Here is a 24,707-nt window from a genome sequence, read left to right on the forward strand (position 1 = left end):
TGCGTTAGTTGATCGAGGTCAGTGGCTTGACGAAGAAGAGGCACGGATCGCTTTCACGCCAGAGGGTTGGGAATATCTCGGCGCGGATGAAGCCATTTCTGTCGTAGAAGGCGCGGGTCTTTTCATATTGCGGTTCGTCCCGGCCGCGCGGTGCAAGCGTCTTGACCGTCAGAAGCTTGCAATCGGAAGAGCGGGCGAAGGTTTCGGCTGCGGCCAACAATCGCTTGCCGACGCCGCTGCGATGATGCCGGCGCCGGGTTGCGATCACGAGAATCTCCATGGCAGACGGCGGATGGGCGCGCAACGACACGAAGCCGGCGACGGTATCCGCCTCGACGCAGCCGAACATCGGCAGATTTTCCACGGCGCCGGCACACGCATCGATAACACCCGGATCGGCGAACCAGTCGGTGAGTTCCGACATGATGTCACGACAGATGGCACCCTTGGATTCGGTTATCTCGATGGTTTCCTGCATCTATTTCTCCCTTTCCTCTTTGTGGAGCACTGATTGCCGATCTGGGAGCGCAGGGCCATCAAGCCCGCATCTCCCGCCTGCGTGCCGATCGGTTTCGTGCGTTGGCGCCGCCGGCAACGCAATCATGCCCGACTTCGAGCGAGATCGCGGCGAGGCAACGTGAATGCGCTTCCCGCAGAAGACCGCAGACAAGGGCGCAGGATACGCCCGCCTCCTTGGCGATGGTTTTCTGAGGGACATCGTCGAAATAATGCTCCTCATAGAACTTTCTGGTTCTTGCAGGCATGGCCTCGACGGTGCAGCGGAAGGCCTTGTAGGCTTGAGCTTCGTGGAGATGTTCCTCGGGGCTCCCATAGGCGGAGGTATTGCCGCCGACTTCCTCTTCAAGGAAGAGGCCGCGCTCATATTGCAGACGCCGCATGTGATCCGTCGCCAGATTGCGCACCATGCGCATCACATAGGGGGTGGGTGCCGCTATATCCTCCTTGAGCGGCTTGGAGACCAGCTGGAGGAGAACCTCTTGCACTACATCCTCTGCCAAGCTCATGCAGCCGGTGATCCGGCGTGCGACGGAGAGGAGCTTCGGATAGGCGTGAAGTGCTGTTTGGAGTTGCTCATTGGAAGGCGACTGCGAATGGTTGGCAATCATGTCGGGCTCTCGCTGAAATCCAAAGTTGCATTCCGGTGTGCCCCTCTTTTTGACAGGGACCCTATAAAACATGATAATAGGAGTCAAGATAGTGAGGTTGAAAAGTGAAGTGCCTCCTAAATTACGATTTATACGCCTGATTTTATTTTATTTTTCTGCGGCAGCTAGAAGAAAATCCCGCTTTTGTGATGCTGCCATATCGGCGTTGACGCCGCTCTTGATGTTACGACAGCCCATTGAAAATCCCCGCTTTCTGCGTCGCTGACCCGACCGGATTGGACGAAAATCGGTTCATCCGATAGCGAGTTTCTTCTGCTAAAAGTTGCGCTTCCCGGTATCAGGATCACGCTTTGCGGGTCAGCCAAAAAGCCGTGGCCAAAACACTTCAGTGCAGCTTCCTTCTGAACCCAACAGGCGAGAAAAGCATCGTGCCGCTGTCGCCTCTCCAATTGCTGGACTTGGTTGAGCTCCCGTTCGGAAAGAATCATCGGCATGATCTCGGAGGCTTCCTCCTCCGAAAATGCATCGAGACGTTCGATATCGATGCCGATGCTGCCGCCGCGACAGATCGCCAGCGCAATTCGGCCCCTTGTGTGCGATATATTGAAGTCGATGTCGGGGTAATCACGCAGGTAGGGTCTGCCGGAATGGGTAATCGCAAGACAAAGTGCCTGCGGTGCACAATCAAGCCGATTGCCGAGAATGTTTCGACAGAGGACCCGTCCGGCAACGAAAAGGCGCCGCGCCGAGCATGATCTGAATGCTGCGGCACGGCTTTTTTCTGCCTCGCTCAAAATCGCTTCCGGTATAGGCAGGTCATCGGACAAGCACAGGCTATGAAGCTCCACCTGTGCTGTCTCCTCCTTCGGTTGGCCCGTCTTCACCTATTCCGCTGCCTGTCCCAAGTGAGACGGAAGGTTTGTCGGCTGGTCATGCGTTTCCCACTGCACGATCGGATCGAGCTGATCGAGATCGAAATGCTGGCGGCCGAGTAATGCGTTGGCGATGACTGCGCTGCGCCATGCCGTAAGGCTGAGCTGCGGTTCGGCGATGCCGTGGCTATGGCGTCCGGCATTGAGAACGAAGATGCGGTTCTCACGCGGTCCATCCCATCTGAGCGAGAAGTCGCTTTCCAGCACCGGCTCGCCGATGGAGTTGAGTTCGATGCGATTTTCAAGCGAATGCAGGAATTGGGGAAGTGCAAAGTGATAGCCGGTTGCAAGAACGACCATATCGACAGATAAGGTCTCGATGCTGTCATCGAAGCCGTTGCGCATGGTCAGTGCCAGCTCGGGACCGTCGTGCTCGGCTGCGATGACGTTGCGGAAGGGGCGCAGCGATATGCCGTGATCGGGATGACCGACGGCATCGAGCTTTCGCTCGTAGAGCCGGCGATAGAGCTTTTTCAAGGTGGAGGCGGAAACGCCGTCGCTGGCGAGTACCTGCCGGCGCGTATGCGTGATCCGCAGCTCTTCAGGAAGCCCGTGGAAGCGTTCCATATAGCTTGGCGTGAAGAGCTCGTTGGTGAATGGCGTCGCATCGAGCGGCTCGAAATTCGGTCGGCGGCTTATCCAATGGATAGACGAAACGCTATTCAAATCCATAAGCGCGTCGACGATCTCCGCCCCGCTTTGGCCGCCGCCAATGACGGCAATACGTGGTGCTTTGACATCACCGATACGTTGCGTCGCTTCGCTGCTGTGGAAGGTCATGGATTTCGGCAGCTGTTCGGCCCAGGCCGGACGAGACGCAATCTTGCCGACGCCGACGGAGATATTGCGAGCGCTGATCGCACCATCGTCGGTAGCTATGGAGAAAAAGCCGTCATTGGCATGGACCTCCCGGACGCTGGCACCGAAGCGTAGCGACGTCAGCCCGCGCGCGACCCATCCGAGATAGTCGGCGAATTCTTTACGCGGAACAGCTTCATATTCTGCGTTGAGAAACTGATAAAAGCGTTTATGTGCAACAAGATACGAGAGAAAGCTCCAGCGGCTCGTCGGATTGGTGGCGGTGACCAGATCCTTGAGGATGGATGTCTGCATTTCCGCACCCGGCAGCATCATTCCCGGATGCCATGCGAAGGATGGGCGCCGCTCGAAGAAGCGGACGGAAAGTTGCGGTATGGAATCGAGCTGAGCGGCAAGGCTGAGGTTGAAGGGACCGATACCGGCCCCGGCGAGGTCGAGCACGTGCGATGTCATGATGCAGCTCCAGAATGATGTCGAAGAGGGGGTTACTTGACGGTGTCTTTGGACAGCGGCCCCGGCGCAAAGGCATGATCGAGCCGCCGGGCGAAACGCTGATGGAAGGGCGTTTTGCCGATGATCGTCAAATGGTTGGTGCCGGTGACGATCTCCGATGCCGTCGCGTTCGGAGAATATCGCCGCCAGTCGATGACGTTGAGGGCACGCGTGAGAGAATCCTCGGCCGCAAAGGCATGGATGCGGAAATCGGATTGCTCCAGGCGGTAGTTACGGAAAATCATCGCATTGTCGATGAGGATCCAGAAAGTATGTTCTTCCGAGCCGATATCGGGACCATCCGTCGGCAGTTTGACATTATGCTTGACGACATGGTGGAGGAACTGTTCGTAAACCTCCTCGTTCATGGCGGCGAACAGTCTCTTCCAGTCCTCGCGCATCGGCGTGGTCGCAAGCCAGCTCTGCACGGCAGCATGGGTGCGATCACGGATGCCGTCTTCGAAGCGCGGCATGATGCCGACGGTGAACTCCTCGTCCATGTCGCAGACATCGACCATGCCGATCATGCGTAGGTCGATGTCGTTGCCGAGCTGACGCGCGGCCTCATAGGCGAGCAGCCCGCCCCACGACCAGCCGAGGAAGGCGCACGGCCGGCCTTTGGCTTGTCTGCGCACGGCTTCGGCGTAACGCGCGGTGATATCTTCGACGCGGGTACTCAGCGTCTTGGTTTCGGTCAGCGAGTAGCAGATAAAGCCGGTCGCCGGCTGTTCCGGGCCGAGATAATCCACGAGGCGCATATATTCGCGCGTGCTGACGAGAAGGCCCGGGAAGCAATAGAGCACCGGCCGATCGCCATTGCGTCTGAGGTAGACGACATCGACGCCGGCCTCGTCGCGGCTGCCGTCGATGGCGAGCGCAAGATCGCGCACGGTAGGGTGATTGAACATATCGGCGATCGTCAGCGGCCATTCGGGATGGCGCATCTTCAGGCGCGAGACGATGCGCACGGCCATCAGAGACTGTCCGCCGATATCGAAGAAATTCTCCGTGACGCCGATATCGCCGATGTCGAGGATGTCTTTCCAGACCTCCAGGATTGCTTTTTCCTTGTCATTGGCCGGTAGCGCCATTTCGCGTTCGATACGCGGGGCGGGCAGTGCGGCGCGATCCAGCTTGCTGTTCGGTCCCATCGGCAGCCTGTCGATCAGCATTATCGTTTGCGGCACCATGTAATCGGGCAAGGCGGTCATGGCCGTGCGGCGCAGTTCTGTCACGCTCAAGCTCTCGCCCTCTCGCGGCACAACATAGGCGACCAGAGAGCTGCGTCCGCCGTCATTGTGCAGCAGGATGACAGCCTCGGCGACACGCTGATCGGAGCGCAGCACGGCTTCGATTTCGCCCGGCTCGATGCGGAAGCCGCGTAATTTGATCTGGTGATCGACGCGGCCTGCGAATTCGACGATGCCGTCTTCGCGCCAGCGGCCAAGATCGCCGGATTTGTACAGTCGCCCGCCCGGCGTGAAAGGATCCGGGATGAAGCGATCAGCCGTCAGCTCCGGCTGGCCGAGATAGCCGCGGGCCAGCCCGCTGCCGCCGATATAGATTTCGCCGATTACACCGACCGGAACCGGCGCGAGGTCGGCATCGAGCACATAGATGTGTCGATCGCCAACGCCGCGGCCGATCGGCGCGACGGGCCCTTCGAAACGAGTTCCCGCCGGGATCTTCCAGATCATCGGCGTCATGATCGTTTCGGTCGGACCATAGCCGTTGATCAGCAACTGCGCCTTCAGGTTCTCGGTGATCATATCAAACACCGCCTGCGACAGCGCCTCGCCGCCGAAGGAATAGAGCCGCAGCCGCGGGATTTCGTTGTTCTCGCCCGCATATTCGGCAAGGCCGCGCACATAGCTTGTGGGCAGGCTGGCATTGTTGACGCCGTGCCGCTTCATGGCCGCAAAGGCATCTTCGGGCGTGGCAAGCTTGTCCTGTGTCAGCACCACACCGCCGCCTGCCATCAGCGGCACCATCCAGCGCTCATGGCCGCCGTCCGAGGTGAAGGGCAGTACCGGATATTCGCAGGACTCCTCGCTCATTTCATAAATGCGCAGAGTCGCCTTGCAATGATGCGCAAGCGGACCGTGCTCAACCGCTACTCCCTTTGGCACGCCCGTCGAGCCCGACGTGTAGATCACATAGGCAAGCTGCTGCGGGTCAATGATCGTTGCCGGCGCGTCGGCGCTCTCCGTGGACAGGTCGATGACATCGAGATTGAGGTAGGGCGTCGCGATATCGCTCGGCAGGTTGGCGATGTGCTTTGCTCGGGAAATGACGAGCGAGAGGCCCGGAGCTGTCAGGATGTGACGATTGCGCGCCTCAGGATGATCCGGCTCCACCGGCGTGAACGCGCCGCCGGCTTTCAGCACGGCAAGAATGGCGATGATGGCGTCGATCGATTTTTCAAGGGCGATGGCGACGCGCTTTTCCGGGCCGATCCCCATCGCGATCAGCCGATGGGCCAGCCGGTTGGCGGCAGCTTCGAGTTCACCATGCGTCACGGATTTCCCGCCCTGTGCGACGGCAAAGGCGTTGGGCCGCCGTCTTGCTTGCGCGGAGATGACCTCGTGGATCGGCGTGCCGTCGTCGGGCTCCGGCGCGTCGGGGTAGGGTGCGGAAAGCCTATCCAACTCCTCCGGCGACACAAAGGGGATATGTTTGACCTGCGTGTCAGGATTGGTATTCAACTGCGCAAGCGCAACGGCAAGATCGTCGGCGAAGCGTATGATCTGCTTTCGATCATGCTTTTGCGGATCGAAGCCAACGCTGATGCGAAGCTTGCCAATGGACGCCGGGGAAACGGTAACGACCAGATCGGCATCGCGCCGCGCCGGCGGTTCGATAGGGCTGCACAACGCGACGTTGCTCGAGGTTGCTTCCAGGAGACGCAGGGGCGGACGCACATCGAGGAGCGTCTTGACGAGGCCGGTGGTGTCGAAGGATTCGTCCCGTCTTATCAACGCATCGGCAAGAGCCTCGAAGGGCAGGGATTGCCGAGTCACTATCTCGATTTCCCTGACGAATGCGTTTCGTACATCCTTGAGCGTCGTGGTGCCGTCGAGTTCCGGCGTCAGGATCAAAACGTCCTCGCTGCGAGCGGCAACTTTCTGCCCTTGCGGACGCGTGACCAGGCCGATCCTTTGGGTGCCGTATCCGGTATGGCGTCGTAGGGCGATTCCGAGAGCGGCAAGCATGTCGCTGGAGGTGTCAGCGGACGACTTTACCGGCACGTCAAGAATATGCTCGAACCAGGCCTCGTCGACCGTGTTCTTTGCCGCCGATGTTTGTGGCAGGAGTGCCGCAATGTTCTCCTGAGCTGTCAATCGCTGGAACCAGAAGTCGACCAATTCCGGCGCCGCATGGCGTGGTGCACTATTGGCAATCATCCACGAAGCGGCGTCGGGCAGCACCGTCTCTGCGATATCAGCTGGGTGATGGCCGCCGATATTGCGAAGGAAATCCGTCGCAAGCAGATCGAGCGCCGCAGCGTCGGCAAGGATTGCGTGGAGGGAGAATATGGCACCCACTGCCCGCCCTTCCTGGCTCAAGAGGATGAAGCGGGCCGGATTGCCGCCGGTAAGGTCGATCGGGCGAGCTTGTTCGGTCGCCACAGCGGCTCTCAGCGCCTCGTCCAGATTTTCGCCTGCCGACAACGCCGTCTCGATGATGTCGACGAAGCGATCATTTCTTAAGATCTGCTGGATGGCGCCGCCTGCCCGCGCCTCGAATTCCGAGGTGATTAGAGGATGTTGCCAAGAAAGTTTCGATAGACCCGCGCGCGCAAGGTCAAGAGAGATCGAGGGGAAGGCGATCCCGAGTATTTGCCGCCCGTAGACGTCTTCATTACCCGTCTCCGACAGGAGCCAGATACGTGACTGTGCTGGTGATAGCGAGCATTTGGCGAGGTAATCCGTATCGTTTGCTGCCTTGGCGTTCCGATCATGGACAGTCATTTCTTCGCCATTCTCCCTGGACTTATTGAAATACAGATCCGATCGAAAGAAATACAATGACGTATACATCCAAATATCTATGACAGATATTAAGTTCAATCGATTGATATCTATGTCTTATGTCGTCGATAATTTTGGATATTCCGAAAATTACATCGATGTATCTGCATAACGAATGGGGTTTTGGAAAATTCAGGTGATTTTCGAAAAATATTTTTTTGAAAATATTTTGAATTTTCGCCGACGCCATTCGTCACTGCGAAATGAACGCTGCGTGCGACCCGCTAATCTTAGCCGGCGTGGTTCCGAAAATAAGGAGATGAAATATGGATGTTTCCCTGCCGATGAGGAGCGATAAAGCGGCGGAGAAATCCTCTGATCTGCGTCTGCCGGCTTCGGGCTTTGAGAGCAGTGCGCTGGCCTGCGGCCATCCCCTCATCATATCGGCAGGGCCTGTACCAGGGAGTTTCCGCGTCGAGCATCACGGAGTGAAGGTGGCTTCGGGTCATCTATCGGGATCGACCACCAATCTTCTGGTCTTCGATATAATCACGACGGCGGTTCCGCTGCCTTCTGGCGATGATATCGTCAACGCCGTGTCGGAAGCCGTTCTGGCATGCAATCCACATCTGATTTGTTTCGAGATCGCGCTTGCGGATGACGATCTTGCAAGTCGGCTGCTGGAATCTGGCGCAATCGAGCGTAGCGGCGAGCGCCTCATCGTGCGGCCGGAATCCTTTTTCCAGCAGGCAAGATCCTGGCTTGGAAGCGCGCCCAAGGCCTATCCGGAATTGCCGATCCTGACGAATGGTAACCTCCATCCGCAGCGGCCGCCGAAGCCCGTCGGCGGTGTCTACAGCCGCTTCATTCCCTGGCTGAATACGCAGCTTGGCTTCCATGTCGCCGATATCGAGGCCGATCTGCCGCATTTCCATCGCTGGATGAACGATCCGAGGGTCGCCGCCATATGGGAAGACAGCGGCGATCTTTCCTATCACCGCGATTTCATCGCCGGACGCCTTGCCGATCCGCGCACTCTGCCGCTTATCGGAACCTTCGGCGGCGTGCCCTTCGGTTACTTCGAACTCTATTGGGCGAAGGAAGACAGGATTGGACCGCATTACGACGCCGATGGCTATGACCGCGGCTGGCATGTGGCGATCGGCGAGGATGATTTCCGCGGAAAAGCCTTCGTCAGCGCTTGGCTGCCATCGCTGATGCACTACATGTTCCTGGCCGACCCACGCACGCGACGTATCGTCGGCGAACCGATTCATCATCACGCCCAGCAGATCCGCAATCTCGATCTGTCCGGTTTCGCCAAGGTCAAGCATATTCACTTCCCGCACAAGAAGGCGCTGCTGGTCATGCTGCTGCGGGAGCGCTTCTTCATGGATCGGCTGCTGCTGCCGGATCTCACCGGCTTGTCCACGGAGGATGGGCAGCCTGTCCTTGGCTCGCTGGCGCGAGGCGCCTGATGAAAACAGCCGTCGATATGAACGATCCGCGCGTCAAGCGGATCGTCGAATAGCGGGAATGGCTCGCCATTCTGCCGACCGCACCGGGCCGCCTTGTTGGCCAATCGACACTTCACTCCTGACCCAAGAGGACCGCCATGAACGAGACGCCGAGATTCGATGCCTACCGCCACGCCATTCCCGATACGCTGATGCCGCCGCGCGACGATCCGTTCGATGCCGCCGTGCCGCCGATCTACCAAACATCGCTCTTCCTCTTCGATAGCTACAAGGAGCTGGAGGATGTTTTCGCCGGCCGTTCGAAGAAGCCGATCTATTCGCGCGGCGACAATCCGACCGTGCGGCTTCTGGAGCGCAAGATCGCCGAAATGGAAGGTGCGGAAGAGGCACGCGCCTTTTCCAGTGGCATGGGTGCGATTGCTGCCGCGGTTCTCGCCTTCGTCGGCCCCGGCGACCGTATCGTCACCGTGCGGCATGTCTATAGCGATGCCTTCCGCTTCTTCGAAAAGGTGCTGAAGCGCTTCGGTATCAACATCGACTATATCGACGGCACCGATACGGGGGCCATGCTTGCCGCACTTCCCGGCGCCAAGCTCGCCTATCTCGAAAACCCGACCTCGATGGTCTTCGAGCTGCAGGATCTGACTGCGATCGCCGAGGCCGCTCGCCGCCATGGCGTGGTAACGATGGTCGACAATTCCTGGGCTACGCCGCTCTTTCAGAAACCTCTCTCCGTCGGTATCGATATCGTCATCCACGCCGCTTCGAAATATCTTGGCGGGCAGAGCGACACGGTAGCAGGTCTGGTCACTGGCTCGAAGGCGCATATCGACCGGATCAACAGCGAAATCTACCCCTATACGGGTGCGAAGCTCGCGCCATTCGAGGCATGGCTCGTGCTGCGGAATCTCGAGACCTTGCCATTCCGCATGCGCCATCATCATGAGGCCGGGCTCGAAGTGGCGTCCTGGCTCGATGCCCATGCGGATGTGACCAACGTCATGCATCCCGCACTCGGCGATCATGCCGGGAAGCGCACCTTCAGTGGCTTTGGCGGGCTGTTTTCCTTCGAGGTTTCGGACCGCATCGCTGTGGCCGATTTCGTCGATGCGTTGCGCCTCATTCGTATCGGCGTCAGCTGGGGCGGGCCGGAAAGCCTGGTGGTGCCGGCAAAAGCAGCACTCAGCATTTCGCCGGAGACCAACGTCTTCGCGCGCTTCGGTGTCAGCGACCGCACGATCCGCCTGAACGTCGGGCTGCACGCGGCCAAGGAGATCATTGCCGATCTCGAGCAGGCACTTGCGGCCGCCAGGCGCTAACCGGCTGTAGCTTTCTCGTATCCAGAAAGGGGTGGAGTGACATGGTCGCTCCGCCCATACTACTATTCATTGTTGATCCATTCCCGCCCTGACCGATCGAGACAAGATGACCATCCCTTCCAACGAAACGCTAAGCGCGCTTGCAGCCGAATATGGAACGCCGCTCTGGATCTATGATGCCACTGCGATCCGCCGCCGCATCGCGCAACTCTCCGCCTTCGACGTTATTCGCTATGCGCAGAAGGCCTCTTCGAACATTCATATCCTGAAAGAGATGCGCAAAGCGGGCGTGCGGGTCGATGCCGTCTCGCTCGGCGAGATCGAGCGGGCGATGCGGGCGGGTTTTTCCGCTGGCACTGTGTCGGGAGCTGCGGAGATCGTGTTCACTGCCGACGTCTTCGACCGGCCGACCTTGGAACGCGTCATTGCCGACAAGATCGAGGTAAATATCGGTTCCATCGATATGCTGCATCAGTTGGGTGAGCGTTCGCCGAGCCATAGGGTATGGCTGCGCATCAATCCCGGTTTCGGACACGGCCATAGCAAAAAGACCAATACCGGCGGCGAAACCAGCAAACATGGCATCTGGTTCGAGCAATTGTCAGAAGCCGTGGCGCTGACGCGGCAATATTCGCTGAAACTTGTCGGGCTGCATATGCATATCGGCTCCGGCGTCGATTATGGCCATCTGCAGCGTGTCTGCGGCGCAATGATCGGATTCTGTCGCGCGCTCGATGTCGATATCGAGGCCATCTCGGCTGGCGGCGGACTTTCTGTGCCCTATAGGGAAGCTGAAGAAGAGATCGATCCTGCCCATTATTTTTCACTATGGGACAAGGCGCGGCGCGAGATTGAGACACACTTCGGCCATCCGATCCGGCTGGAGATCGAGCCCGGCCGCTTCCTGACCGCCGATTCCGGCCTGTTGCTGGCGGAAGTCAGAGCGGTCAAGATGATGGGCCGCAACCGCTTCGTGCTTGTCGATGCCGGCTTCAGCGATCTTGCCAGACCGGCGATGTATGGTAGCTATCACCATATCTCGGTCATTCCAGGCAAGGCGCCTCGCAATGCCGCCGGAACAATCTTCCCGACTGTGGTGGCAGGCCCCCTCTGCGAATCGGGCGATGTTTTCACGCAGACGGACAATGGCACAGTGGAAAGCCGCGATCTGCCGGAAGCCCATGTCGGCGACTATCTCGTGTTTCATGGTGCCGGGGCTTACGGCGCCACTATGTCGTCGAATTATAACAGCCGCCTTTATGCGCCTGAGGTCCTGATCGACGGCGAGATCCATCGCTTGATCCGCCGCCGCCAGACACTCGATGAGCTGTTCATGCTGGAAGCCATCTAGGCGGAACCGATTTCAAAGCAAAGAAGGAGCCCTCTCTTCAGCCGAGCGGGGGGCTTTTCTGCGGTTGCGAAATGAATATAGTGAACGCGACCGTGCGTCGTGGCGCTCGGCCGTTCTCACATCGTTACCGGCCGCAAGGCGCGAAAGTTCTGCACCGCTATGCTGGCCTGGCTCGATCAGAAAACCGAAATCGTCGAACACGCCGATCAATCGTCGCAATATTTCGAGCCGGCTCATGCCGCCTACTATAGCGGGAGGCCCGGCCAGCCGCTGAAGCTTATGCTGCAGGCGCGCAGCGACTTTCTGTCGATCTGGCGTCGCGCCGATTATCGCGAGCATGTGGCCGAGTTCAAGCTTCTCGGCCGGCAGCTCATCATCGTCAATTCGCCTGATGCCATCCGCTATGTGGTGGCGAAGCGCCATGAGAATTTCGAGCGCAAGACACCGCAGATGCGCCGCGCGCTGGAATATCTTTTAGGCGATGGACTGTTCATTTCCGACAAGGAAACCTGGAAACAACGCCGGCCGCTGGTATCCGATATCGTGCATAAAAATCGCGTGCCGGCTTTTGGCGCGATCATGCAGAGCACGGCGAGCGAGCTTGCCGACAGATGGGAGAGTCTGGGCGAGGGCGTCGAAGTCAATGCGTTGTTCGAGATGGCCGGACTGACGGCCGAGATCATTTCCCGCAGCGTCTTCGGCAATGATCTCGGCGAAGAAAGCGCCAACGCGGTGACCGAGGGGTTTGCGAGCTACCAGTCGCTGGTCGATTCCGTCAATTTCGGCTATTTCCTCGGCTTCGATGAGGGGCTGCCGATCCTCAGGACGCCGAGCTTGAGCCGGTCGGTGAAGCGCATTCACCGGATTATCGATCAGGTGATCGAAGATCATCTGGCCGGCAAGGGTGATAACAGTTCCATGGTCGAACTGCTGATCCGTCGGCAGCAGCGCAATCCCGAGCTGAAACTCGATGTCGTGGCGCTTCGCAATGAGGCCGCCACCATCTTCATGGCCGGCCACGAAACGACCGCAGCGACCCTGACCTGGGCCTGGTATCTGCTCGCAGGGGCACCATGGGTGGAAGAGGCGGTTCATGCGGAAATCGAGGCTGTCTGTGGCGATCGGGTTCCCTCGATCGATGATGTCGCGAAACTAGACTGGTGTCGTGCGGTTATCGAAGAGACGCTGCGCCTCTATCCCCCTGTGCCGATTTTGGCCAGGCAGGCGGCAGAGGCCGACCAGATCGGCGACGTGAAGGTGCGCAAGGCGGCATTGGTGCTGATCGTACCATGGATCCTGCATCGGACGGATTCGCTCTTCCCCGAGCCGCATCGCTTTCACCCAGAGCGTTTCCTCGGCGAAGCACGGCCGACGCCCTATAGCTATATTCCCTTCGCCGCCGGTCCTCGTGTCTGCCCCGGTCTGCAATTTGGCCTTACCGAGGCAATTCTCTGCCTCGCGATCCTGGCTCGGCGTTTTCGCGTTCGGATTAAGGATGGACACAAGGTCCAGCCACAATGCCGCCTGACGCTGCGCCCGCGAGGCGGCATGCCCGTGACATTGCATCGGCGGCGAGGATGATGGCAGGGGACGAAGGCGACGAAAGAGTTGTCGCGTCAAAGCGCAAGGCTTGGACCTATGAGCCCCCCAAGGCCCCGCCCTTGGCCGATTTCGCAGCCGGCGGTAACCGCCGCAAGGCATTTCTGCGCTACTGGGTCTTCGAGAACATCGACAATGCCGTCGATCTCTTCCTCTATTTTGCCTTCAAGCTGCTGCCGGCCAGCGTCTGCTCCGATCTTGGCGGCTGGCTCGGGCGCCTGCTGGCGCCGCGCTTTCACAAGGGTGCCTACGCGCGGGCGGCCGCCAATCTCAAGATGATAAGGCCCGAACTGACCGATATCGAGCTTCAGCAGCTTCTCGAGGCCTATGCCGATTCTCAAGGCCGGCAGATGGCGGAATATTCCGTCGTGCCGAGACTGGCGCGACGACGTGTCCGCATGATCGGCACCGAAGGACTGCTTGAACGTTGCAGCCAGGGGCCGGTGATCTTCATCGCTCCGCACATCAGCAACTGGGAGGTTCTCTGGCATTGTCTTCTCGACATGGGGCTTGATGTCACCATGAATTATGATCCGCCCAAACGCCGCTCACGCCACTACATCGTCAACCGCTTGCGCAAGGGAGCCGGCCTCGGAATCCTGAAGCCCGGGCGCAGCTTCGTTCGTCCGGCGCTGAGGATCCTGGAAAATGGCGGCAATCTGCTTATGTTCTGTGACGAGGGATTTAACGGACACATCCGAGCGCCATTTTTTGGTCGGCCAGCTCATTTGGAGGGCAACTATGTGGTTGTTGCTCGTATGGCGAGAAAGACGAATGCGTTGATCTATCCAATTTACATCGTTCGGGAGACGGGAGCGCGATTTGCGCTAACGGCTCTAAAGCCTTTCATGCTCCCGCAGAAATCCGGCGTTGAGCAACACCTTGTTCAGGACGTCGCACAATTGAATGCCGTGATAGAACCGATGGTGCGCTCGCATGCCGAGCAATGGTATTTTGTCGATAACCGGCTGTAACCGGGAGTGGTGATTTAATCTCAGTATTTCGCAGGTGGCCTACTCGCCGGCGGATCGGGAACACGGCTCTGCCCGCTGACACTTTAGCAGACGCCGAAACTTTTGGCTGACCGATTGGATTCGAAGGCCGCTCAGGCCGGGCCTTTGCGGTCTTGAGGCTGACGGAAGGCTTAACTTGTCCAACCCCATTGCCGCTTCACCCGCAGATCTTCGTTTAGGCTCAAGCAGACTTCTCATTCAGCGCAATCAGGAATAACGCATCGCGATCTGCCGGAGCGTGGTCATGTCCGATGCACTGCCTGCCTTATTCGCCCAATCCAGCAAGGCGGATGCGGCAGGCGACCTTTTCGGGGTGATGCTGGCTGATGTCGGAAAAGCGATGGTCAAGGAAAGGATTTAAGAAGCGATCGAGCGTCGCTGCGATATAGGCTTTTGCCTTTCCCCCATGTCGTTTGCGGCAAAGCCGGGCAGCACTTCGCTTCCTAGAGGGTGTCGAGCCTGGATCGCATGTCTTTGTCGGCCAGTATGGCGCGCACGGTTTCATCCGCCGGCCGATCTTCGCGCTGCCAGATTTCGGTAAGAAATGTATGTCCAAGGTTGGGTATATGCAGTTTCAAGCGCTCGTAGGGTTCGAGATCGTCGGTCAGTACAATGCGTGGCTGTTCGCATGGCGCTCTGACGCCGGGCGCGCGCTTGATCGCCCGTAGGGCATAAGGGTCGGTAACGGCGCCGATTGGCTCAATTGGCTCCGAAACAATGCGATCGACCAGGGTCTCTGCAAAAGCGACATGGCCGTCGAGCCAGTCATAAAAACCAGCCGCAACATGATTATCCAGCGCTGGCAGCCCTCCAAGCGCTCTTTAGTCATCCTTCCGTGCAAACTGATAACGGTAATGGCCGCGTTCTGAAACAGGCAGTCGTCGATTGCGCCAGGCTTGCCCGCATGGCTTCACTTGGAGCTTTAGAGGAATGCTCGGACAGCGGCTATGTTTCAGGCATTCGGCCGCTTTTCGTTGCAGATGGTGAAGAAGCGCCGGGGCTTGCCTGATCCGTTATTTTATTAAAGATGAGGATGATCAGCGCGCTGCAGTGCCTGCCGCCCCGCGCAGGCTTTCTTCGCTCAACGTCTGTCCGTGGAATTTCGACAGCGCCGCGATGACATCATCGATTTCCCTATTGAGCCGTTGTGTGTCCCATTGCAGGGCTGCGGCGGCAATGGCGCCGATTTCGCGCAGGCCTTGCGTCGTCAGCAGGCCTTCGATTGCCATAGTCGTGCGGCGGAAGACGATGTCGGAGAGATGCACGACCATCTCCTCGCGCGCGATCCAGTCGATCTCCAGCGCGCTGTGACGTGGTGCGCCGCTGATGCGTTGACTGTCGCTGTAGTCGCAACGGTGGGCAAGAATTTCCGCGGCGGTCGTGCCGTATCGGCCAAGCAACTCATCCACTCTGTGTGCCTCGACACCGGTCTTTGCCGCGACGGACCTGATCCAATTCGCCCGTTCATGGGAGGTGATCGGAAAATCCCGTCCGCCGCCGATCGCAAGTTGCTCGGTCGATGTCCTGCGTCTGCGTTGGAGGCGTGCGAGCACGGTATCGGTGACTTCCCCGGCAAAGCCGCGGAACGTGGTCCACTTGCCGCCAACGAGCGAGATGATCGGGAAGGGCCGTCCGGCCTGCGGTTCAAAGACGGGTGCGGAGTGATCGCGGCTGATGAGGCCCGGCGAGGAGGCATCCGAGGCGGGCAGGGGCCGGATGCCGCTATAGCTATAGGTCACCTGGTCGCGGTCGAAACGCAGGCTCGGCAGCAGCGACCTGACACTGTCGAGGAAGTACTCGATCTCCGGTTCTTCGCAGCGAACGTTGTCTGGATCGTCATAAGGAATATCGGTCGATCCTACAAGCGCCTGGCCGAGATAGCCGTAGACCAGACAAATGCGGCCGTCATCGGCTTCGAAATAGATCATGTGGCCGTTGAGGCTGCGCACCAGTTCTGGATGATCGAGCAGGATATGCGATCCCTTGGTGCCGCCGATCAGATGGGCGGGTGCCCCGAGAGCGGCGTTGACATGATCGATCCAGGGACCGGCGGCATTGACCACGAGCTTCGGCCTGACCGAAAAGGCATAGCCGTCCGAACGCTGGAAGGTCAGCAGGCCATCGGCTGACGAAACAAGTCTCGTCGCGTTTGCGGCAAGCGAACCCTTGTTCGCCCCCAGCCCGTCCTTGACCAGTTCAAAGACCAGTCGCTCCGGCCGGCTGATCTTGGCATCGTAATAGATGCCGCCAGCGACGATCTCGGGCGTGACATGCGGCATTTCCTTCAGAGCCCGGCGCTTCAAAAGGAACCGGTGGCGCGGCATGACACGGTTGCGCGAGCCGAAGAAGTCATAGAGCGCGAGCCCGATCTTGACGAGCAAGGCGCCGCGGCTACGGGGGGCGGTGGTCGAGCCCGTTAGCGTGCGAAGAGCCGCCCAGATGCCCCGAGTCCAGGAAAAGATCGGCACGAAGGTCGGCAAAGCCTCGACACAATGCGGCGCGTTCTTGAGCAGGAGGTTCCGCTCGAGCGCCGATTGGGCGACGAGCCGGAACTCGCCGGTTTCGAGATATTTAAGGCCGCCGTGGATCAGCCGCGATGGAGCGGCACTCGTTCCCGAGCCGAAATCGGACTTGTCGATAATCAGGCAGTTGACGCCCTGCAGTGATAGATCGCGGAAGAGGCCGGCACCATTGACGCCGGCGCCGAGGATGACGACATCGACATCTCCGTCTTGAAGTTGCAAGAAGCGTTGTTTCAAATCGGCGGCCATATCGGTCATAACATGATTGTCCTGGTGAACTGCCGCGATGGATCCTGTCATCGCGGCGCTAAATTCGGTCTAGCCTTGCTAGTGCTGGATTGCGAGATTGCCGATGCGCGGCCACAGCGGCGTCATTGCTTCGGCAATGTCGCAAAAGAGCTCATAGCGAATGCGGTAGTCTGCGCTGCGGGCGGGATCCGGATGATAGGTTCTCGTGATCTTGCCGACATCGCGCGGGTCGCTCTGCGGGCCTGCATAGACGCCAATGCCGGCACCGGCGCAAAGAGCGGCCCCCCAGGCAGCGGCTTCGTCGGTTTCCGTCACGGTAACGGGCATGGCGAGTACGTCGGCAAACATCTGCACGACGATCGGATTACGTGACACGCCGCCTGCCAGCCTTGCCTGATCGAAGGAAAAACCGTCACTTAGGGCGTCGACGTGAATCTTATGGTTGAAGGCGATGCCTTCCAGAACCGCGCGCAGCATGTCGCCGCGATCATGCCAGCCGCCGAGCCCGAAGAAGCTGGCTGTGGCCTCCGCACCATAGGGTGAACCGAAGAGATAGGGATGGAATAAGATGCTCGACGGTCGGTTGAACGCTGCCTCGATCTCGGGCCTGAGCACGGCATGAATGGATGTGCCGGCAGCTTCGGCGCTGGCAATGTCGCTGGCACAGAGCCTATCCAGGAACCATTCGTAATTCGCTGAGGATGCTGGCGAGATCGACATGTTGTTCCATTGACCAGGCGCAATGGCATTGCGACAGAACCAGCGGCGATCGACGCTCGGTTCCGACGACAGCGTCTCGTTGATCGAATAGGTGCCGGCAATGACGGCAACGACACCGGAAGCATAGCCGCCAGCGCCAAGGGCCGATGCAGTGACGTCGTGCAGGCCAGCAACGACGGGCGTACCTTCGGCAAGGCCGGTGCGTTTCGCTACGGCCTCAGTCACATATCCGACGAGCTCATCGGATCGCGAGACTGGCGGCAAAGCGCCTACCACCTCGGCAATGCCGAAAAGTTCCAGCGCATCCGAGGAGTAATCCTGGGTCGAAACATCGGTGAAGGAGGTGCTTGCCTCCGTCCTGTCCGTGCCGACAACGCCGGTTAGGCAGAAGCGCAGCCAGTCCTTGCAGCTCAAGATATGACCAATCCTGGCAAAGCGCTCCGCTTCATTGGCTTTGATCCAGGCTAGCAAGGCTGATGGCGCCGATACATGAGGCAACTGGCCGGTCAGCTTCAGGGATTCATCGGCAACGGGGCTCTTCAACCATTGTTCGACGATGGAGCCGGCGCGGCTGTCGAGCGAGAGAATGGCGCGTCCGAGCGGCCTGGCTGCCTTGTCGAGGAGATAGATGCCGTCGCCATGGGCGGCTGCGGCAATCGCCTGGATGTCGCTGGCCGGACGGTTGCTGAGCTTGATCGCCTCGGCAATAGCGTCGGCCGTCTGGCTCCAGAGTTCGTCCATGTCCCGCTCGACATGGCGGGCTTTCGGCATGAACTGGGTCACGCGGCGGCGGGCAACGGCAAGCGGCGTTCCGTCGATGTCGAAGATGACGGCCTTGGTGACGGTTAAGCCGCTGTCAATTCCGAGCAGACTCGGCATTCTGATTGCTCCTGATCGTAAACAAGGAGGCTAAGCCCTGACGGCCTCAGTCTCCGGATCGTTCCCTGCCGCCTTCCGCGACGACCACGTTAATATTCTTGCTACGCATGCGCTCCAGATGATCGGCAGGCGTCTTGCCGTCGACGATGACGACATCGAATTCGCTCAAATGCGCAAAACTGTGCAAAGCCCGCCGTTCGAATTTCGTATGATCCATCAGCAGGATTCGCTTGGCGGCGCTGTCGAACATCGCGCGCTTGATATCGACGATCTCAGGTGACTGGTGGAACACCACGTCGTCGATGATGGCCGACATGGAGATGAAGGCAGCATCGGCCCGCAAGCGGTTGATTTCGTTGATCGTCATCCGCCCCATGAAGGCGTTGCACCAATTATAATACTGCCCGCCGAGCGCCAGGAGCGTCACGTCATGCATATCCTTCAACGCATTCATCAGCGTCAGCGAATTGGTAATCGCCGTCAGCGGAACCTTGGCCGGCAACTGCGCTGCCATCTGCAGGACGGTGGTGGAATCATCGAGGAAGATCGCCTGGCCAGGCTCGATAAATTGCATGGCCGCCGCGGCGATCATCTTCTTTTCACTTGCCTGCCGGTTGGCGCGATAGACGTCGCTCGATTCGATCAGGCTGGTGGCTGCGGCCGATACGATGCCGCGCGTCTTGCGGAACAGGCCTCGGCTGACCAGCTCATCGACATCGCGATGGGCCGTCATCAGGCTGATGCCGAAACGCTCGGTCAGATCCTCGATGCGCATAGAGCCTTCCGCCATTACGGCCTGGGCAATCATCTGGCGCCTGGCGATCTGACGGGAATGGCGGCTGTCGCTCGGCAACTCGTCCTGCAGGAATGATACGGGGCTTATCTTGTCTATCACTTTGGCCTCTGACGCTGAGCCTTGCGTGGATTAACTTGCTGCAGCGGACATCACGCTATAGAAAAAATACATAAAGAACAGTTCGCTATCAGAGTTTCTGCAAGTTCTGTCTAATGTTGAGCCATGGTGCCGCCCGCTGCGGCCAAAGGATGGGGGCGCCGGTTTGCGGCACCCCCAATATCATTATTGGGCCAGAACGAAGGGGGCCGTATACTTGTCGACATTGTCCTTGGTGATCAGGATGCAATCGAAAAGCTGCTTTTCGCTCTTGGCACCGGTCTTGCCGGTCTTGATGAAGCTGTCGGCCTGCTTGACGGCTTCTTCGGAGAAGATGGCAACCGGCTGCAGGACGGTGTACTGAAGCTCGCCGGCCTTGATGGCGGCGACAGCGTCCGGGGAACCATCGAAGCCGCCAACCTTGACGTTGGCGAGCTTGCCGGCTTCCTTCAACGCAGCAATTGCGCCGAGCGCCATTTCGTCATTGCCGGAGATCACGCCGGTGATGTCGGGGTGCGCCTGCAGCATGGACTGCATCTTGTTGTGGCCCTGGGTGCGGTCCCAGTTGGCAACTTCCTTGGCAACCTTCTTCAGGTCGGGATATTGCGTCAGGACGGTTTCGTAGCCGTTCGAGCGCGTAGCGGCATTGTTGTCGGAGGGCGAGCCGAAGAGTTCGGCATAATTGCCCTTGTCGCCAACGGCTTCGACCCATTGCTGAGCGCCGATCGCAGCACCCTGAGCGTTATTGGAGACGAGCTGAGCCTTGGCAAGGCCTTCCTGGTTGATTTCGGCATTGACGAGGAAAACCGGAATGCCGGCTGCAACGGCCTTCTTGACTGCACCGACCGAGCCATCAGCATTGGCCGGATCGAGGATGATGGCGACCGACTTGTTGGTGATCGCCGTATCGATCAGGTTGCTTTCGGTGTTGGTATCGCCCTTGTGCGCACCGACCGTGGCGGTATAACCGAGCTTCTCGGCCGTTGCTTTGGCGATATTGCCTTCCGTCAGCCAATAGGGGTTGGATGGATCGTTGACGATGACAGTAATCTGGCCGGCGGCCCATGCGGCCCCAGTCAGAAGCGGTGCCACAGCAACTGCTGCCATGACGATACGCAAGCCTTTTTTGAACATTAGTCTCTCTCCCTTTGATGAGCTCTGGTGATGCCGGCGAACCGACGGTCCTTTCTCCGACCGATGCTTTTTCATCGGCCAGTGACAAGTTTCGATGCAACGTCAGCCGGATTTGGTCCGGCGTCCGTACTGGATGCTGTTCATGAGCACGGCGAGTACGATGACTGCGCCGGTAAAGACCGTCTGCCAGTAGGCCGAGACGCCGATGATGACGAGGCCATCCGCCAGGAAGCCGATGACGAAGGCACCCAGCATGGTGCCGCGCACCGTACCGCGGCCGCCAGTCAATGCGGCGCCGCCAATGACGACAGCGGCAATTGCGGTCAGCTCGTAGCTGGTGCCAGCGTTCGGACCGGCCGAGGTCAGCTGCGAGGACAGGACGAGGCCGGCAATGGCAGCGCAAATGCCCGAAAGCACGTAGACAGCGATCTTGACCTGCTTGACCGGAACGCCGGAAAGATCGGCGGCGCGCTCGTTGCCGCCGGACGCATAGAGCCAGCGGCCGAAGGCTGTGCGGCTGAGAACGATACCGCAGATGATCGCAAGCACGGCAAGGACGATGACGCCGATCGGGACGCCGGCGAGGCGGTTGAAGCCCAGCCAGTTGAAACCCGTGTTGCCGAGTTCAGGGCGTCCGCCGAGATTGTTGTAGGTAAGCCCGTTCGTCATCAGCAAGGCGATACCGCGGGCGACATAGAGGACGCCCAGCGAAGCCACGAAGGCCGGAACGCGCAGATAGGCGATGAGCACGCCGTTAACAGCACCAACCACGCCGCCGAGAATGCAGGTCAGCACGACGACAGCCCAGACCGGCGGGTAGAGGATGACGCCGAAGCTCGAAAGCGTGACGCCCTGCATCAGGAAACCGGCAACGCAGCCGGCAAGGCCAAGCGTGGAGCCGACGGAAAGATCGATGCCGCCGTTGAGGATGACCAGCAGCATGCCGATGGCGAGGATGCCGAAAATCGCGACATGCGAGGCCATGGTCAGGAAGTTGCTGAGCGAGAAGTAATAGGGCGACAGGAAGGAGAAGACCGCGATGATGACGATCAGCGCAAAGAAGGCGCGTCCTTCCAGGATCAGCCGCACGAGACTGAAATTCCGCCGCTGTCCGTTGGATACTGGTTTTTTATCTGTGATATTCGTGACTGACATAATCAGTGCTCCATGAATGCGGCTAGTGCGCGACCACTGCTTCGCCCGAGGCGGCCATGATCTTTTCCTTGGTGACATCAGGACCGAATTCGGCAGAAATCTTGCCGCGGTGCATGACGATAATGCGATGGGCGATGCTCAGGCATTCGGCGACTTCCGAGGTCGAATAGATCACCGCCAGACCCTCTTTGGCGCGCTCGGCGAGCAGCTTGAAGACCTCAGCCTTCGCGCCGATGTCGATGCCGCGGCTCGGTTCGTCGAGCAGGATCACGCGCGGATTCGTCGCCAGCATCTTGCCGATGACGACCTTCTGCTGGTTGCCGCCCGATAGCGAACCGATTGCAGCCTCGCCGCCGTCGGTCTTGATGTGAACCTTGCGGATGGACTCGTTGACCAGCGTCCGCTCGCGGCCGCCCGAGGTAAAAAGACCCTTGGTAAAGGCGCCGATGCTGGCAAGCGACAGGTTCGAGCCGACGCTCATCGTCTGAACAAGGCCGTCGCGCTGGCGGTCTTCCGGCACGAGCACCAGTCCCTGTGCAATGCGGCCGGCAATGGAGAGTCCGCCGACATCCGTATCGCCGAGGAGCACGTGGCCGCCGCTTGAGCGCAGCCGTCCCGCCACGCATTCGAGCAACTCCGTACGTCCGGCGCCCATCAGGCCATAGATGCAGACGATTTCGCCGGCGCGAACCGCGAGCGACAAACGATCGACGGCGTTATAGGCGGCGCCCGAAGGGCCTGGAACCGTGAGATTGTCGATCGTCAGCGCCACGTCGCCCATTTTATGGCCGGCCGGCGGGCTGCCAAGGTCGAAATTGTCGCCGACCATGTTGCGCACGATCCATTCGAGATCGATGTCCTTGCGCTCGGCATAGGCGGTCATGTTGCCATCGCGCAGAACAACAGCGTGATGGGTGATTTGTAGCGCCTCTTCCAGATGATGCGAAATATAGACGATCGACACGCCGCGGCTCGTCAAATCGCGAATGACCTTGAAGAGAACTTCGACTTCGCTGGCGCTGAGTGCCGAAGTCGGCTCGTCCATGATCAAGATGCGGGAATTGACGGAAAGCGCGCGAGCGATCTCGACGATCTGCTGCTGGCCGAGGCGCAGATCCTCGACGGGTGTCATCGGATCGATGTTTTCTTCCAGCTCCTCCATGAGCGCCCGGGTCTGGCGCTCCTCCTCGGCAAAATCGACCACGCCGCCCTTCATGATCTCGCGACCCATGAAGATGTTGTCGCGGACGCTGAGGTTCGGCGCCAGGCTCAATTCCTGGTGAATGATGGAAATGCCGCAGGCGCGCGCATGCGTGGAGGAGGTAAAGGAGATCGGCGCGCCATCGAGAATGATCTCACCCGATGTCGGCTGGATGACGCCGGAGAGAATCTTCATCAGGGTCGATTTGCCAGCGCCGTTTTCACCAAAGAGGGTGGTGACTTCGCCGCGGCGAATATCGAAATTGACGCCCTTCAGCGCATGGACACTGCCATAGGATTTGGCGACATTGCGGGCCGCAAGAACGACTTCGCCCGTGGTGGCGCCATTGTGCTGGACCTGACTCATTTCACATCGACCTTTACCGGGGTGACAAGCCAGTTCTTCGGATTGATGAGCTTGAAAACGCCGATAACCGTTGCTGTTTTGCCAGCCAGCTTTTCCGGGTCCAAGCCGCCAAGGGTCGCCTTCTTCATCTCGTTGTTGATGGCGGAGCCGGCATCCTGATATTCGATCTGGTTGGTGAACTGGCCGAATTCGATCTTGCCAGTCGCATCGCGAAGGTCAGTGCCGTTGATGGCAGGGCCTGTCTGGACGCGGACGGTGATGCCTTCAGGTACGCCGTCGACCTTGAATTCGTTGAGGTTGGCCTTGCGCTCACCGAAAGTGCCGGTCAGGGAGACGGGAAGAACGGGGCCGGTCGTGGTGGCAACGCCATATTTCTCGCCAGCCGCCTTCTTGTCGGCCAGAACCGCATTGGCGAGCGTCACCGCATCGACGGCGCGCTTTTCGACATCGGCCTGCACCTTCGGGAATTCGGTAGCGCCAAAGGTTTCCGGTTGGAAACCTTGTTCTCGCACGTCGTGTTCGGAGCCGATCTTGACCACCTTGGTATCGGCGGCAATGGCGCCGATCACGATCACAAAGGCGGCTATGCCGGCGACGATCTTCGTCTTGGAGCCGGTCGGCTTGGCAGTTGCGTATTGAGCTTGCGTATTCATGTTCAAACGACCTTGGGCATGTCAGTCGGATTGCCTGATGGAGAAAGGGAGAAAAGTGCCGCGATCCGGCTTAACGGAAGTCGGACTTCCGCACATGGCGCGCGGCGCATCGGCTTCGGGCTGCGCCGTCACCGGAAAGGAAATTCAACATCAGGAGCCTCCTCAGCATACAGGCGACGGTCTCCTCCAATCGCCCTCTTCACAGCTTCCGCATCTATGCGATATTTGTGATATAAGTATGTTAATAACTGCACTTCATATGTTATAAATCCTCAAGGCTGTCAACCGTGATTTCATGCGCTTTGTATTCGATGGGCCTCTATGGGTTTCAGTGTTCCCTGTTTTTTGCGCGCTTAAGTTTGTTGCTCTATTGGCGCTGTACGGGCGTCCGGTGATCGGTGCCGCTTTAGCCGCCTTAACTACAGGGTCGCTGTTTAAGTAATTAAAATGGCTCGTGAATATGGAAGCGCTGCATGCATATTTTGCAATGTCGTGCTAACTCCTTCTGAAGAGCTCTATCCGTTATGGCAATTTTCTTCGATTGCAGTCGCCGATCCTGCTTGCAGCAGCGCGGCGTTCATCTCCATCTATTTTATATGAAAAAAATTACAACACCAGAAAAATATTACTGCATCCGCGATATCTTTGTGTTATGAGAACGGCATCTGGATGAATCGTGGATCCATTGCCTGTTAGGTGGTGCTTCATTCGTCATTCTGTCTGTGGAGTGGCAAACATAGCGACGACGAATGCGGACAGGCATAGCTTATGCCCTTGGTCGTAAGGGGAGGAATGAAAATGTTTGTGATGTTTGCTTGCGCTCGTTTTGCAAGAC

17 protein-coding genes are annotated in these 24,707 nt (G+C 58.9%); 5 read left to right on the top strand and 12 right to left on the bottom strand.

Annotated elements, in window-relative coordinates:
* Window positions 1-4: 4 nt before the first annotated feature.
* The 5 genes from ACYJRZ_RS16230 to ACYJRZ_RS16250 form a co-directional block, all read right to left on the bottom strand.
* Window positions 5-478 (bottom strand): GNAT family N-acetyltransferase, encoded by a 474-nt coding sequence (locus tag ACYJRZ_RS16230; RefSeq protein ID WP_459460458.1) that lies wholly within the window; start codon window positions 476-478, stop codon window positions 5-7.
* A 58-nt stretch (window positions 479-536) separates the two neighbouring features.
* Window positions 537-1,127, bottom strand: coding sequence for a sigma-70 family RNA polymerase sigma factor (locus tag ACYJRZ_RS16235; RefSeq protein ID WP_459460460.1), 591 nt, complete (start codon window positions 1,125-1,127; stop codon window positions 537-539).
* Window positions 1,128-1,291: 164 nt separating this feature from the next.
* On the bottom strand, window positions 1,292-1,975 hold the full coding sequence (locus ACYJRZ_RS16240) for a 4'-phosphopantetheinyl transferase family protein (RefSeq protein WP_459460462.1): 684 nt from the start codon (window positions 1,973-1,975) through the stop codon (window positions 1,292-1,294).
* Between the two features lie 36 nt (window positions 1,976-2,011).
* Window positions 2,012-3,331: a lysine N(6)-hydroxylase/L-ornithine N(5)-oxygenase family protein gene (locus ACYJRZ_RS16245; RefSeq protein ID WP_459460464.1), complete on the bottom strand. Its 1,320-nt coding sequence runs from the start codon at window positions 3,329-3,331 to the stop codon at window positions 2,012-2,014.
* Window positions 3,332-3,363: 32 nt separating this feature from the next.
* Window positions 3,364-7,341: an amino acid adenylation domain-containing protein gene (locus tag ACYJRZ_RS16250; protein WP_459460466.1), complete on the bottom strand. Its 3,978-nt coding sequence runs from the start codon at window positions 7,339-7,341 to the stop codon at window positions 3,364-3,366.
* A 326-nt stretch (window positions 7,342-7,667) separates the two neighbouring features.
* On the opposite strand from ACYJRZ_RS16250, the gene ACYJRZ_RS16255 reads away from it, so the two are divergent.
* From ACYJRZ_RS16255 to ACYJRZ_RS16275, 5 genes are all read left to right on the top strand, one after another.
* Window positions 7,668-8,819: a GNAT family N-acetyltransferase gene (locus ACYJRZ_RS16255; protein WP_459460468.1), complete on the top strand. Its 1,152-nt coding sequence runs from the start codon at window positions 7,668-7,670 to the stop codon at window positions 8,817-8,819.
* A 137-nt stretch (window positions 8,820-8,956) separates the two neighbouring features.
* Window positions 8,957-10,138: a PLP-dependent transferase gene (locus tag ACYJRZ_RS16260; protein WP_459460470.1), complete on the top strand. Its 1,182-nt coding sequence runs from the start codon at window positions 8,957-8,959 to the stop codon at window positions 10,136-10,138.
* 106 nt (window positions 10,139-10,244) lie between these two features.
* Window positions 10,245-11,489, top strand: a complete 1,245-nt coding sequence (lysA, locus tag ACYJRZ_RS16265) for a diaminopimelate decarboxylase (protein WP_459460472.1) — start codon at window positions 10,245-10,247, stop codon at window positions 11,487-11,489.
* Window positions 11,490-11,588: 99 nt separating this feature from the next.
* Complete coding sequence (locus tag ACYJRZ_RS16270; RefSeq protein ID WP_459460474.1) at window positions 11,589-13,070, top strand: cytochrome P450; 1,482 nt, start codon at window positions 11,589-11,591, stop codon at window positions 13,068-13,070.
* A complete protein-coding gene (locus ACYJRZ_RS16275; RefSeq protein ID WP_459460476.1) occupies window positions 13,067-14,062 on the top strand; it encodes a lysophospholipid acyltransferase family protein in 996 nt (331 codons plus the stop codon). The genes ACYJRZ_RS16270 and ACYJRZ_RS16275 overlap by 4 nt, the downstream gene beginning before the upstream one ends.
* Before the next feature lie 1,076 nt (window positions 14,063-15,138).
* Here ACYJRZ_RS16275 and ACYJRZ_RS16280 read toward each other — a convergent pair.
* The 7 genes from ACYJRZ_RS16280 to ACYJRZ_RS16310 form a co-directional block, all read right to left on the bottom strand.
* Window positions 15,139-16,881: a glycerol-3-phosphate dehydrogenase/oxidase gene (locus tag ACYJRZ_RS16280; RefSeq protein WP_459460478.1), complete on the bottom strand. Its 1,743-nt coding sequence runs from the start codon at window positions 16,879-16,881 to the stop codon at window positions 15,139-15,141.
* 69 nt (window positions 16,882-16,950) lie between these two features.
* Window positions 16,951-18,471, bottom strand: coding sequence for an FGGY-family carbohydrate kinase (locus tag ACYJRZ_RS16285; protein WP_459460480.1), 1,521 nt, complete (start codon window positions 18,469-18,471; stop codon window positions 16,951-16,953).
* A gap of 46 nt (window positions 18,472-18,517) precedes the next feature.
* Entirely contained in the window at window positions 18,518-19,366 is an 849-nt protein-coding gene (locus ACYJRZ_RS16290; RefSeq protein ID WP_459460482.1) for a DeoR/GlpR family DNA-binding transcription regulator, read from the bottom strand.
* A gap of 183 nt (window positions 19,367-19,549) precedes the next feature.
* A complete protein-coding gene (locus tag ACYJRZ_RS16295; protein WP_015343135.1) occupies window positions 19,550-20,497 on the bottom strand; it encodes a D-ribose ABC transporter substrate-binding protein in 948 nt (315 codons plus the stop codon).
* A gap of 102 nt (window positions 20,498-20,599) precedes the next feature.
* Window positions 20,600-21,652 (bottom strand): ABC transporter permease, encoded by a 1,053-nt coding sequence (locus ACYJRZ_RS16300; RefSeq protein WP_459460484.1) that lies wholly within the window; start codon window positions 21,650-21,652, stop codon window positions 20,600-20,602.
* Between the two features lie 22 nt (window positions 21,653-21,674).
* Window positions 21,675-23,219, bottom strand: a complete 1,545-nt coding sequence (locus ACYJRZ_RS16305) for a sugar ABC transporter ATP-binding protein (RefSeq protein WP_459460486.1) — start codon at window positions 23,217-23,219, stop codon at window positions 21,675-21,677.
* Window positions 23,216-23,872 (bottom strand): DUF2291 domain-containing protein, encoded by a 657-nt coding sequence (locus ACYJRZ_RS16310; RefSeq protein ID WP_459460488.1) that lies wholly within the window; start codon window positions 23,870-23,872, stop codon window positions 23,216-23,218. The genes ACYJRZ_RS16305 and ACYJRZ_RS16310 overlap by 4 nt, the downstream gene beginning before the upstream one ends.
* Window positions 23,873-24,707: the final 835 nt, after the last annotated feature.

It is taken from the genome of Rhizobium sp. No.120, from assembly GCF_054558365.1.